The organism is Paractinoplanes ovalisporus, assembly GCF_016834655.1.
Taxonomy (GTDB): Bacteria; Actinomycetota; Actinomycetes; order Mycobacteriales; family Micromonosporaceae; genus Actinoplanes; species Actinoplanes ovalisporus.
In genome coordinates this window covers 158,232-171,063 of sequence record NZ_JAENHP010000005.1, presented here as the reverse complement: position 1 = coordinate 171,063, position 12,832 = coordinate 158,232, and the positions used below count along the sequence as shown (strand labels likewise).

The window sequence follows — 12,832 nt, the reverse complement described above, 5'->3', positions numbered from 1 at the left end:
GCAGCGGTATTTATACGGCGGCTCCGACGTTCTCGGGATGGGTGAGCACGGTCCACCGGCCCGGCAACCGCCGCCGCACGGTCAGGCCGAAGCCGCCGCCCTGCCGTGGCGCCACCCGCTCCGGCTCGTCGTCGACGACCACCCCGGCCCCGGGCGCCAGCCTGCGCCCGAGCACGTGCAACGCCGGCGCCAGCGGATCCGCCCCGGCCGGCGCGAGCGCCCCGTCCACCAGCAGCAGGTCGATGTCGGCCAGGCCGTCCAGCGCGTCCACGTCGTACCACTCGCCGGTCCGCCCGTCCACGGCGAGCTCGCCCAGCCCCACCAGGCGCACCGACACCGAGGCCAGACCGTGCTCGGCCACCAGGGCCCGCAGAGCCGTGACCCGGGACGTGTCGTGGTCGACCACCTCGAGCCGCCCGCCGGCGCCGGCCAGCGCGTAGCCCAGCCAGACCGCCGACGGCCCACCGCCCAGCGCGACCACCAGAGCGGGCCGGCGTTCCCGGACGACGTGCACCAGCCCGAGCAGGTCGGTCGGGTGCAGCCCGGCGCCCGACGGCATCGGCGCCCGCGGCGTCACCAGCTGGAAGAGCTGCAGCAGGGCCTCGATCTCCAGGCTCTGTTCGCGCAGCAGCAGTTCGGCCCCGCGGCCGGTGAGCCGCTCGGTGCGGGCCATCGCCTCGGTCAGCTCCCGGTGCCGGTCCCCGGCCGCGAGCCGTTCCTTCTCGACCGCGGCGATCACCCGGCGTTGCAGCTGCTCGACGGTGGCGCGCAGGTCACGCACGGTCTCCTGGGTCGCGCGGTGGACGCCGCCGATCCGCCGGGACAGGTGGATCACCCCGGCCAGCACGGCGGTCAGCAGCAACGCGAGCAGGCCGGTGGCGACCGCGGCCTGACCGATCATCGACGCGACCGCGACGCCGAGGGCCACGGGCACGATGACGACCACGCCCACGACCTGCCGCCGGGACAGGCCGCGGAGCCGCCGTACGAGGGCGCGGGCGAGCCGGAGCAGCCGGGTCATGGGGATGCGCACACCGAGGTCAACGCGCACCCGACCCGGCCCGTTACGGGATCGTCAGCAACGCCGGCAACAGCGACATGATCCGCTCGACGAACCGGGCCGGGTCGCCGGTGACCGACACGGTCTGCCGGGCGCGGCGGCTCTGCGCGGCGAACAGGCCGGGGTCGGCCCGGTAGCGGGCGATCAGCGGTTCCACCTCGGAGCGGGTGCAATAGACGGCCGCGTCGCCGTAGAGGCCCCGGTAGCGCGCGGGCGTCGCCACCACACATCCCGCGGCGGCGGCCTCGAACGCCGGACGGGAGAACCACTCGGCCTGCTCGCGGGGCGGGAAGTGCAGATAGAAGTCGAGCTGGTGCAGGAACGGGCGGGGTGCCAGGTCGGCCGCCTGATAGCCGAGCCACGTCGGTTCCAGCGGCACCGAGAGGGAGTCGGCGGGGCGGTCGGGCAGCCGTACGCGGACGTCCGCCTCGGGCAGGCGGCGGCACACGGCGAGGCTGTCGGCGGCGTCGGGCGGCCAGTTCGCCGCGTCGCAGAGGTCGGTTCCGGCGATCGGGGCTCCGGCCGAGGCGCCCGTACGGTCGGCCACCCACCCGGCCGGGGCGAGCGCGACGGGCAGGTCCTCCGGGTCGAGGTTCCCCACTTCCCGCAGGGCGGCCCGCACGCCCGGGTCCTGCGGCACCCAGAGCGGGTCGGCCCCGAAGAGCCGCCGCACCGCGTCCGTGCACGTCGGCGGGTCGTAGCGGTGGTCGCTGCCGTCGGAGCGTACGGGCGCCCGGTCGGCCACGATCAGGGCGCGGGCCGCTCGGCAGCGGGAAGTGTCGCCCGAAGTGAACTGGAGAACCGCCGCCTGGCGCACCACCAGCAGCGCCGCCTCGACCGGGTCGTCCGGCGCGATCCGGTCGGCCACGCCGTCGTTGACCAGGTCCTGCACCGGCGCCGCGAGCGGGACCCGGCGCAGCTGCATCGCCCGGTAGGAGTCGAGCTGCAGCAACGCCACCCGCAGCCCGGCCGTGTGCAGGGCCCGGATCTCGTCCAGGGCCGCCCGCTGCGCGCTCTCCAGGAACCGCCAGTCGGCCACCATCACCACGTCGTACGCCCGCCCCCGCACCTGGCCGAGCAGGTGGTCCGGCGCCGGGAAGGGCCGGTCCGACCCGTCCGCGGGCCGGAACGCGCTGGCCCGCCGGGCCGCGATCAGGTGGTGGTGCCGCTGGTAGGCCGACATGTAGGCGGTCCGGGCCGGGTGCATCCAGTGCGCCCGGATCTCGGACCGCGACAGCGAGCCGGACGAGAGCCGGATCAGGGCGAGCGGCGGCGAGTCCACGTGCCGCACCCGTCCGGCCCCGAACGCGGCCTGGATCCGTCCGATGTATTCGGAGTCGGCCGCCTTGCGCAGCCGGTCGAAGTAACCGACCGTACGCAGCACCGCGCTGCGCCGCAGCAGCAGCGACGACGGGTTGAACCGGCCGCTGCGCACCCCGGGCCGCGTGCACATCAGCTGGTCGGTGACGGCCAGCCCGTCCGAGGTGGTGGCGACCAGCTTGCGGTCGTCGATCAGCGGCCGCACCTGCCGCTCGACGCGCAGCGGGTGCGACCAGTCGTCGGAGTCCTGGAACGTGGCGAACTCACCGCCGGCCGCGTCCAGACCGGCGTTGCGGGCCGCGTACGTCCCCGAGTTCTCCGGCATCCGGATCAGGGTGATCCGCTCGCCCAGCGCCACCGCCTCGCGCAGCACCGGCTCGAACTCCGGCGGCGAGGCGTCGTCCACGATGATCACCTCGATGTTGGCCCAGCTCTGCGCGAGGATCGAACGCACCGCGGTGATCAGCCCGCGGTCGGGGCGGTAGGCGGTCACGATCACCGAGACGCGGTGGGTGCCCTCCACCCGCCCGGGTGCGGCGCAGATGATCCGGTCGAACGGCACGCCGTTGCCGTCGGCCACCACGGGTCCGGGGGCCGGCATCAGCGACTGGAAGGCGGCGGGCCAGGTCCGCTTGCCCGCCTGCAGGTCGGCGTGCAGGCCGGCCCGGGCCGCCTCCCCGATCCGCAGATAGCGCCGCATCAGCTTGCGGGCCCGCTCCGGGCCCTCGTGCGCGAGCGCCAGCTGGGCGTGCAGGGCCTGGTTGGCCGGCGAGAGCGCCCGGGCCCCGCAGGCCCGCCGGATCAGCTCGAACAGCGCGAGCGCGTCGGCCCGGTCGGTCTCGGTCAGCTCCTGCAGCCCGAGGGTGTGCGCGAGCGCGGCCACCAGGCCCGGGTCGATCCGCCGCCGGATCCGGCGCAGCCACCGCCGGTCGCCGCCCCGCGCGGCGGTGAGCAGCTGGTCGAGCGTGCCGTGCTCACCCAGTGCGGCCCGGGCCAGCAGCTCGCGGGCGTCCAGCGAGCGGTTGCGGGAGGCGGTGGCGGTCAGGGCGAGGCGGAACCGGGGCCCGGCCGCCGTCACATGATCATCGAGCAGCCCGGATGGGTTTGACGGCATGCACCGGTCAACGCCCCGACGAACCGGTTGGTTACACCGCGGCCAGCACGGCGGCGGTCACCCGATCGCGCTCGGCCGCCTCGGCCCACGACCCGACCAGGTAGAACGCGTCGACCACGTCACCGCCGAGGGTGGAGATGCGGGCCGCGCGCACCTCGGCGCCGGCCTCGTCGAGCGCGCTCGCCACCCGGTAGAGCAGACCGGGCGAGTCGGCCGCCCGCAGCTCCATCACGGCGGCGTCGGTCGCTACGTCGCGCTGCCAGACGACCCGCGGCGAGGCCGTGCCGCCCCGCGCGCTCATCGCCCGGGCCCGCACCCGCTGGGTCACCGACACGTCCCCCGCGGCCACCCGGCGCAGATCGGCCGCGAGCGCCACCGGGTCGTACGGGCTGCCGTAGCGGGGCTGGGTGAAAAACTCGACGATGGCCCGCCCGTCGACCGTGCTCGCGTTCGCCCCGACCACGTCGAGCCGGTGCATGGCCAGGCAGGCGGCGACCGCGCCGAGCAGCCCGCGCCGGTCGGCGGCGGCCACGGCCAGGCGGTCCCCGTCGAGGTGGACGGCGGGCAGGTCACCCTCGAGCAGCTCGGGGTCGGGGGCCGGGGGCTCGGGCAGCTCACCCGTGTCGAGCGCGGTGTGCACCCGGCTGACCAGCTCGGCCATCAGGCGGCCCTTCCAGTCCGACCAGGCGGCCGGGCCGGTGGCCTGCGAGTCGGCCCGGGCCAGCGCGTGCAGCAGGTCGAGCGTGGCCGGGTCGCCGACCTGCTCGGCCACGGCCGAAATGGTCATCGGGTCGCTCAGGTCGCGGCGGGTCGCCACGTCGGGCAGCAGCAGGTGCAGCCGGACCAGCTTCTCGATCGTCGCCACGTCGGCCGGCGCCAGCCCGATCCGGGTCGCGATCTCGCCCGCGATCGGCGCGCCGACCAGGCTGTGGTCGCCGGGCAGGCCCTTGCCCACGTCGTGCAGGAAGGCGCCGATCAGCAGCAGGTCGGGGCGGTCGACCTCGCGCGCGTGGGCGGTGGCCTCGTACGCGGCCTGCACGAGGTGCCGGTCGAGGGTGAACCGGTGGATCGGGTGGTGCTGGGGCAGGCTGCGCATCCGCGCCCACTCCGGCAGCCAGGCGTCGATCAGCCCGTAGCGGTCGCACGCCTCCCAGGTGGGCAGCAGGCCCGGCCCCGAGCCGAGCAGCGAGACCAGGGCGGCGCGGGCGGCGGGCGGCCACGGGGTGGGCAACGGCGGGCAGAACGCGGCCAGCCACTCGCAGGTGGCCCGGGCGATCGGCAGTTGCACGGTGGCGGCCGCGGCGGCGACGCGCAGCGACAGGCTGGGGTCGGGGACCGGGCCGATCGCGGTGCGGGCGAGGACCAGTTCGCCGTCCTGCTCGACCACGTCACGCGCGACCGGGCGACGCGAAGGTGTTCCGGCCGGCATTCCCCGGCGACGGCCGCTGCGGAGCCGGTCGGTGGCGCGCCAGGCGTCGTCCAGGGCGTGGGCCACCGTACGGGCGTCCCCCGCGACCCGGCGCAGCAGCGCGTCCCCGTCGTCGAGGTCGAGCAGGTCGGCCACCGCCGCACGTTCCTGGGCGACGAGCCGGTCGACCCGGCGCCCGACCGCGAGGTGCAGGGCGTCGCGGGTGTCGAGAAGTCGCAGGTTGGCCGCGCGCACCGCGGGACGCATGGTGTCGGCCACCCCGGCCCGGCCGATCGCGCGCAGCAGGGTGACGTCGCGCAGCCCGCCCGCCGCCTCCTTGAGGTCGCCCTCGAGCAGGAACGCGAGCTCGCCGTGGCTCGCCCACCGGGCCACGGTCAGCTCCTTGAGCGCGGGCAGCAGCCGGACGGCGGTGCGCCGCCACTGGTCGCCCGCGGCGGCCACGAGTTCGGCGGTCAGGGCCGCGTCGCCGGCCACGTGGCGGGCGTCGAGCAGGCCGAGGGAGACCTTGACGTCGTCGTGCGCGACCGACAGCGCCTCCGGCAGCGTGCGCACGGAGTGGTCGAGGCCGAGCCGGGCGTCCCAGATCGGGTACCAGAGCGAGGCGGCGATCCGGTCGATGCCGGCCGCGCCGTTGTGCAGCAGCACGAGGTCGAGGTCGCTGTAGGGCGCGCAGTCGCGCCGCCCCAGCCCGCCGACCGCCACCAGGCTGACGCCGGGCAGATGGCTGGGGAACAACTCCTGCAACCACGCGTCGAGCGCCGCCGCCCGATCCTGCCGGGCCGCGGCGCCGATGTGTTCGCGAAGTTTGTCCAGCGAGCCGCCGGCCGGCACCTGCGGTGGGGTCGGCGGCTCGCTGGGCATGTGTGTCAACGTGGCGATCGATCAGAGCGCGTCGAGGCCGCGCTCGCCGGTGCGGACCCGGATCACGTCGTCGACCGACGTGACCCAGACCTTCCCGTCACCGATCTTGCCGGTCTTGGCGGCCGTGACGACGGCGTCGACGATCTTCTCGACGTCGATCTCGTCGGTCACCACCTCAACCTTGATCTTGGGCAGGAACTCCACCGTGTATTCCGCTCCGCGGTACACCTCGGTGTGGCCCTTCTGCCGGCCGTAGCCCTGTACCTCGCTCACGGTCAGGCCGGTCACGCCGAGCGCGTGCAGAGCCTCCTTCACCGCGTCGAGCTGGTACGGCTTGATGACCGCGGTCACCAGCTTCATGCTCAGTCCTTCCATCGGTGCAGTCATAGGAGAATCTAACCGGCGACCTTCTGGCTGACGTCCGCCTTGCCGTCGGCGTCCACCGCGGTGCCCGGCTTGAGGCCGGCCATGGCGAACGCGCCGCCCCCGCCGGAGCCACCGGCCGGGGTGAGGTCGTAGCCCGACTCACCGTGGGCCGCGATGTCGATGCCGCCGACCTCGTCCTCCTCGCTGACCCGGCCGAGCTTGACGGCCTTGAGGATGTAGGCGAGAACGGCCGCGATCACGAACGAGTAGACCGTGACGGCCAGGCTGCCGACGAACTGGCGGCCGAGCTGGGTCGCGCCGCCGCCGTAGAACAGACCCTCGGAGGCGCCCAGAACGTCGGTGATCGCACCGTTGACCTGGGTGGTGGCGAACAGACCGATGAACAGCGAGCCGATCCAGCCACCGACGAAGTGCACGCCGACGACGTCGAGCGAGTCGTCGTAGCCGAAGCGGTACTTCAGGCCCACGGCCAGGGCGCAGACCGCACCGGCGATGATGCCGAGTAGCACGGCCGGCAGCGGGGCGATGAAGCCACAGGCCGGGGTGATGGCGACCAGACCGGCCACCGCACCCGAGGAGGCGCCGACCAGGGTGGGCTTGCGGTCGCGGAACCACTCGACGACGAGCCAGCCGACAACCGCGGCGGCCGTGGCGAGCTGGGTGTTGACGAAGGCGACGGCGGTGGTGCTGTCGACGGTCAGCTCGGAACCGGCGTTGAAGCCGAACCAGCCGAACCACAGCAGGCCGGCGCCGAGGGCGACGAACGGCACGTTGTGCGGGCGCATGTTCTCGCGCGGCCAGCCGATGCGCTTGCCGAGCACGATCGCGACGGCCAGGGCCGCGGCACCGGCGTTGATGTGAACCGCGGTACCACCCGCGAAGTCGAGCGCCTTGACGCCGGCGCCGATCCAGCCGCCGCCCCAGACCCAGTGGGCCACGGGAACGTAGACCAGGGTGAACCAGCCGAACGCGAACAGGACCCAGCCGGCGAACTTGAACCGGTCGGACAGGGCACCGCTGATCAGGGCGACCGTGATGATGGCGAACATCATCTGGAAGGCCATGAAGACGTACGTGGGAATGCCGGTCTCGCCCCACATCTCGGAGACCCAGCCGGTGCTGGTGCCGGCGTAACCCCAGTTGCCGATGATGTTGTTGACGCCCTCGGAGCCGTTCGCGCTGAACGCGAGCGAGAAGCCGTAGAGAGCCCAGAGAATGGAGATGAGCCCGATACTCGAGAAGCTCATCATCATCATGTTCAGAACGCCCTTGGACCGGTTGAGGCCACCGTAGAACAGCGCCAGACCCGGAGTCATGAGCAAAACGAGCGCAGACGACAGGAGCAACCAGGCGGTATTGCCGGTGTCGATCTCCACGCTGCCTCCTCTCGGAATTTAAGGTGTCCCCTCACACAGCCACGGGCGGCGTCGCCGGTCGGCCGGTTTCGTGACGAGAGACTTCCGGTCGGAGGTTTCACGCACGGTCTACGCGCGATTTCCGGCGCGTGACGGACTGTTTCGTACGTGTGAAGAAAGCCTCACACCCTAGTCAGAAAAAGGGCGTGAACTGGGACAATCAGCGCATCAGTCGGCGCGGCCGATTGTCACCGGCCGATCACCGAAGCGCATATTCGAGGGTGTGACGCTCGTAATCGAGCAGCCGCAGGTCGCGCATCGGGCGTCGGAGATGCCCTTTGTGAACAATGCGAACGAACGCCGGGTCGCCGGCCGCGGCCATGCGGCGGATGCCCTCGACGTGGTCGACGATCCGCTTGCGGATGGTGCGCACCAGGCGGTGCCGGTCACGTGGGATCAGCCCGTAGGCGTCGGCGAACAGCCGCAGGCGGCGTGGCCGGTTGGGCCGCTTCCACCCCAGCGTGTACGAATCCCGGTCGCTGAACAGCGGCACCCAGGTCCAGGCGGCGTAGGCCACGTCATAGATGCGGGCGCCGGGCGAGGCCAGGTCGAAGTCGATCAGGGAGAGCGTGCCGTCGGGGCGCCAGACCACGTTGTGGGGGGCGGCGTCGTGGTGGCAGATCACCTCGGTGTCGGGCGGCGGCGGGCCGAACGAGCGCCACACCGCGCCCGGCGGGGGCACAAATCCGTATTGCGCGTCGTGGAACATCCGGAGCATCGTGGCCACCGTGACCAGCGCCTCCTCGGTCACCCAGTGGGGCGCCAAGGGGTATTCGCCGCACTCGCCGTCGAGGTAGGACAAGACCTCGCGGCCCTTGTCGTCCATGCCCAGCGCGCGGGGCGAGCCGGTGAAGCCCACCCGCTCGAGGTGGTTGAGGAGGCCGTGCACGGCCGGCGTCCACGGGCCGGCGTTGCGCCGCACGGTGTCGCCGACCTTGGAGACGGTGCTGACGTTCCCGCCGTGCAGCGGGATCTCCCGCTCCTGCGTCACCAACACCCTCCCCTGCTCCGCTGCCAACGCTGACCTCCGAGACTACGCGGCGCTGCCAAGCAGAGCCTCGACGAAGGCGGCCGGCTCGAACGGGGCCAGGTCGTCCGGCCCCTCACCCAGGCCCACCAGCTTGACCGGAATGCCCAGCTTGCGCTGGACAGCGATGACAATTCCACCCTTCGCGGTGCCGTCGAGCTTGGTGAGCACCACACCTGTCACGTCCACCACTTCGGTGAACACGCGGGCCTGCTCGAGACCGTTCTGCCCGGTCGTGGCGTCGAGCACGAGCAGGGTCTCGTCGACCGGGCCGTGCTTCTCGACGACCCGCTTGACCTTGCCCAGCTCGTCCATCAGGCCGACCTTGTTCTGCAGCCGGCCCGCGGTGTCGATGACCACGGTGTCCACGCCCGTGTCGATACCCCGCTTCACGGCGTCGAAAGCCACGCTGGCCGGATCTCCCCCTTCCGGGCCCCGGACGGTCTCGGCGCCGACCCGCTCACCCCAGGTCTGGATCTGGTCGGCGGCGGCGGCGCGGAACGTGTCGGCCGCGCCGAACAGCACCGTACGGCCGTCGGCGATCAGCACCCGGCCGATCTTTCCGCAGGTGGTGGTTTTGCCGGCGCCGTTCACGCCGACCACCAGCATCACCGCGGGCCGGCCGTCGTGCGGGGTGGTCCGCAGGCTGCGGTCCATCTCGGGGTCGAGCGCGGCCACCAGTTCCTCGGCCAGCTGCTCGCGGACCTCGGCCACCGTCCGCGTGCCGAGCACCCGGACCCGCTCCCGCAGCCGCTCGACGATCACCTGGGTGGCCTCGACGCCGACGTCGGCGCTGATCAGGCTGTCCTCGATCTCCTCCCAGGCGTCCTCGTCGAGGTGGTCGCGGGAGAGCACGCTGAGCAGGCCGCGACCGAAGACGCTCTGCGAACGCGAAAGGCGGGCCCGCAGGCGCACGAGGCGGCCGGCCGTGGGCTCCGGCCTCTCGATCTCCGGCGCCTTCTCCTCGACCGGCGCCTCGATCAGCGGGGGCAGACCTTCGTCGACCTCGGCCGGAACCACCAGCGGGGGCGTCTCGACCCCCGGCTCGGCGGCGGACGGGCGCTCCAGCGTCGTCGTGTCGCCGCCGGTCTCCGACGGGGGGAGCTCGCGGCGGCGCATGCGGGGCACGACCAGGCCGATCGCGCCCGCCAGCAGGACGACGAGCAGGATGACTGCGGCGACGACGTATTCCATAGCCGAAATCCTGACAGATGTCCGCGGCCTGCGTGGCGTCGCCTGCCCAGTGGCATCCTCCGTCACATGTAGTCGCCCGTCCGGCGGCGTCCCGCATCACATGTGGTCGCCCGCCCGGTGGCAACTTGCATGACATGTGCAGGAGGATGTAGTCCCCTCGACCCCTCGCGACAAGGCTCTCTCACGTGACCGCTCACCTGCTCATAGGCCCGCTGCTGCGCCGCGTCGTCGGCGACCGCGCCACCATCTGGGTCGAGACCACGGAACCCGCGTTCGTGCGTGTCGAGGCCGAGGGCGGCGGCGCCGGGTCCACCCCCACCTTCACCGCGTACGGGCATCACTACGCGATCGTGGTCGTCGACGGGCTCCGCCTCGACGCCGCCAGCGCCTACCGGGTGTTCCTCGACGACCGCCAGGTCTGGCCGTCGCAGGAGTCGACCTACCCGCCGTCGGTGATCCGCACCCGCCCGGCCGACGACGCCGAGGCCCCCGTACGCCTGATCTTCGGCTCCTGCCGTGAGGCGACCCCCAGCTCCAACAGCCGCAAACTGCCGCCCGACGCCCTCGACGCCTACAGCCGGCGCCTGATGGCCGACCCGCAGAACCCGGAACTGCGCCCCGACCTGATCGTCCTGCTCGGCGACCAGGTCTACGCCGACAACACCTCGGCCAAGGTCAAGCGGTTCCTGAAGCGGCGCCGGCCGGCCCACCACGACGGCCCGGACGACCAGGTCATCACGTTCGACGAATACACCAAGCTCTACCTCGAGTCGTGGCGCGACCCCGAGGTGCGCTGGCTGTTCGCGACCGTGCCGAGCGTCATGATCTTCGACGACCACGAGCTGATCGACGACTGGAACACCTCCGAGTCGTGGCACAAGGAGATGCTCGAGAAGCCCTGGTGGCTCGAGCGCATCACCGGTGGCCTGGCGTCCTACTGGGTCTATCAGCACCTGGGCAACATGAGCCCCGACGAGTTGGCCGTCGACCCTCTCTTCCAGAAGGTCACCACGGTCGACGACGCCACCGACCTGCTGCACGACTTCGGCCGGGTGGTCGACAGCGGGGAGCAGCCGTACCAGTGGAGCTACGCCCTCGACGTCGGCCGCACCCGCGTGGTGATGCTCGACAACCGCTGCAGCCGCGTGCTGACCCCCGACCGCCGCGAGATGCTGCCCGCCGGCGAGTGGAACTGGTTCGTCGACCAGGCCCACGGCGAGTACGACCACCTGGTCGTCGGCTCGTCCCTGCCGTGGCTGATGCCGCCCGCGATCCACTACCTGGAGGCGTGGAACGAGAGCACGGCCGCGTCGCACCGCCCCCGGGTGGCGGCCGCCGCCGAGAAGCTGCGCCGCGCGGTCGACCTCGAGCACTGGGCCGCGTTCAGCCGCTCGTTCAACGCCCTGGGCGAGCTGTTCCGCCGGCTGGGCGAGGGCGGCACGGGATCACCCGGCCACCGGGTCGGGGCCGGCGGCGCCTACGCGGCCCCCGCGTCGATCAGCGTGCTGTCCGGTGACGTCCACCACTCGTACGTGGCCGAGGTCGACTTCGGCACCCGCATGGCCACGCCGGTCATGCAGCTGACCTGCTCGCCGGTGCACAACCAGGTGCCCGCGTTCATGCGCCCGCTGATGCGTTTCAGCTGGTCGCGGGCCGCCGCCCACGCCGTCCGCGGTGTCGCCCGCTCGGCCGGTGTGCGCCGCCCCGCCTGGACGTGGAAGCGCCTGGCCGGCCCCTATTTCGGCAACGCCATCAGCACCCTGCTGCTCGACGGCCCGGCCGCCACGGCCAAGGTCGAGGGCACCGACAAGGACGGCAACCTGTTCGAGGTGGCCGAGGTGCCGTACCCCCGCTGACCCGGCTTCTGCGGCAGGATGGCGGTCGATGGATACCTGGATTGCGCCACCCGCGAACCGCGTGCCCGAACCCCGGACCGGCCCCGAGCGGGCCATGCTGCAGGGCTGGCTCGACTGGCACCGCCAGACCCTGCTGACCAAGTGCGCCGGCCTGACCGCCGAGCAGCTCAGGACGGCTTCCGCCCCGCCGTCCGACCTGACCCTGCTCGGCCTGGTCCGCCACATGTCCCAGGTCGAGCGTTCCTGGTTCCGCTTCCGGGCGGCCGGCGACCGCACGGCCTTGATGATCTACACGCTGAACGACAACGAGAACAGCGACTTCGACGACGTCGCCACCGCCGACCCCGCGGCTGACCTGGCCACCTTCACTGACGAGTGCGCGGCGGCCGACGCTGCCGTGGCTTCGCTGGCCCTGGATCACGAGTTCAGCACGGCCCGCGGCACCATCAGTGTCCGCTGGGTCTACCTGCACATGATCGAGGAATACGCCCGCCACAACGGCCACGCCGACCTGCTGCGCGAACGCGTCGACGGCGCCACCGGCGCCTGACGGCTCAGATGTCGAGGGCCTTGCGCAGGTAGTCGAGGTGTTCGGGGCCCGACCAGCGGTAGGCCGACAGACCGGCCGCGCGCGCCCCGCGTACGGCCCGGTCGTCGTCGTCGATGAACAGCACGAACTTGGGGGCCAGGCCGACCAGCTCGCACGCCTTCTCGAAGAACTCGGGCGCCGGCTTGTGGGCCTTGATCTCCCACGAGCTGATCACCACGTCGACCTCGCCGGCCAGGCCCAGGGCGTCGAGGTCGGCGCGCAGGCGGTCGGTGGCGTTGGTGGCCAGCCCGACCGTGCGGCCGGCGGCGCGCACCTCGCGGACGAACGCCAGCACCTCGGGGTCGGGCTCGCCGCGGTAGGTCTGCCACTGCGTGACCACCGCGCGGGCCACCTCGATGTCGAGCGGCAGCCGCTCGGCGACCAGCTCCATCCACTCGGCGTCGGTGATCTCGCCGGCCATCGCGGGGCGGTAGATGTCCCACGACATCGCCGTCTCCAGCAGGGCGGCCGGCTTCAGCCCGTTCTCCACCTCGGCGGCGATCATCGGGGCCGGATCCCAGCGGCGCAGAACGCCGTCCAGGTCGATGAGCAGGGCCTGGGCGCGTTCGCGCGTCATGTG

The 12,832-nt window shown here is 72.7% G+C and carries 10 protein-coding genes; 2 read left to right on the top strand and 8 right to left on the bottom strand.

Annotated features, from left to right (window positions below):
- Positions 1 to 10 precede the first annotated feature (10 nt).
- The 7 genes from JIG36_RS18655 to ftsY all read right to left on the bottom strand — a co-directional run bounded on the left by JIG36_RS18655 (position 11) and on the right by ftsY (position 9,807).
- Positions 11 to 1,051 (bottom strand): class I SAM-dependent methyltransferase, encoded by a 1,041-nt coding sequence (locus tag JIG36_RS18655; RefSeq protein ID WP_307872786.1) that lies wholly within the window; start codon positions 1,049 to 1,051, stop codon positions 11 to 13.
- A 13-nt stretch (positions 1,052 to 1,064) separates the two neighbouring features.
- Complete coding sequence (locus tag JIG36_RS18650; protein ID WP_203377601.1) at positions 1,065 to 3,494, bottom strand: glycosyltransferase family A protein; 2,430 nt, start codon at positions 3,492 to 3,494, stop codon at positions 1,065 to 1,067.
- A 31-nt stretch (positions 3,495 to 3,525) separates the two neighbouring features.
- A complete protein-coding gene (locus JIG36_RS18645; RefSeq protein ID WP_203377600.1) occupies positions 3,526 to 5,784 on the bottom strand; it encodes a [protein-PII] uridylyltransferase in 2,259 nt (752 codons plus the stop codon).
- Between the two features lie 21 nt (positions 5,785 to 5,805).
- Positions 5,806 to 6,144 carry a P-II family nitrogen regulator gene (locus tag JIG36_RS18640; RefSeq protein ID WP_166661209.1) on the bottom strand — a complete coding sequence of 113 codons (339 nt, stop codon included), beginning with the start codon at positions 6,142 to 6,144 and terminating at the stop codon, positions 5,806 to 5,808.
- A 35-nt stretch (positions 6,145 to 6,179) separates the two neighbouring features.
- The gene (locus tag JIG36_RS18635; RefSeq protein ID WP_307872785.1) at positions 6,180 to 7,547 is read right to left on the bottom strand and encodes an ammonium transporter; all 1,368 of its coding nucleotides are present in this window, start codon (positions 7,545 to 7,547) and stop codon (positions 6,180 to 6,182) included.
- 238 nt (positions 7,548 to 7,785) lie between these two features.
- The gene (locus JIG36_RS18630; RefSeq protein ID WP_203377599.1) at positions 7,786 to 8,577 is read right to left on the bottom strand and encodes an aminoglycoside phosphotransferase family protein; all 792 of its coding nucleotides are present in this window, start codon (positions 8,575 to 8,577) and stop codon (positions 7,786 to 7,788) included.
- Positions 8,578 to 8,619: 42 nt separating this feature from the next.
- The gene (gene ftsY / locus JIG36_RS18625) at positions 8,620 to 9,807 is read right to left on the bottom strand and encodes a signal recognition particle-docking protein FtsY (protein WP_203377598.1); all 1,188 of its coding nucleotides are present in this window, start codon (positions 9,805 to 9,807) and stop codon (positions 8,620 to 8,622) included.
- Positions 9,808 to 9,992: 185 nt separating this feature from the next.
- Here ftsY and JIG36_RS18620 point away from each other — a divergent pair, with 185 nt between their 5' ends.
- Both JIG36_RS18620 and JIG36_RS18615 read left to right on the top strand, forming a co-directional pair.
- Positions 9,993 to 11,663, top strand: coding sequence for an alkaline phosphatase D family protein (locus JIG36_RS18620; RefSeq protein WP_203377597.1), 1,671 nt, complete (start codon positions 9,993 to 9,995; stop codon positions 11,661 to 11,663).
- A gap of 28 nt (positions 11,664 to 11,691) precedes the next feature.
- A complete protein-coding gene (locus JIG36_RS18615; protein ID WP_203377596.1) occupies positions 11,692 to 12,213 on the top strand; it encodes a DinB family protein in 522 nt (173 codons plus the stop codon).
- 4 nt (positions 12,214 to 12,217) lie between these two features.
- Here JIG36_RS18615 and JIG36_RS18610 read toward each other — a convergent pair whose 3' ends face one another.
- Positions 12,218 to 12,829, bottom strand: a complete 612-nt coding sequence (locus tag JIG36_RS18610) for an HAD family hydrolase (RefSeq protein WP_203377595.1) — start codon at positions 12,827 to 12,829, stop codon at positions 12,218 to 12,220.
- Positions 12,830 to 12,832 lie beyond the last annotated feature (3 nt).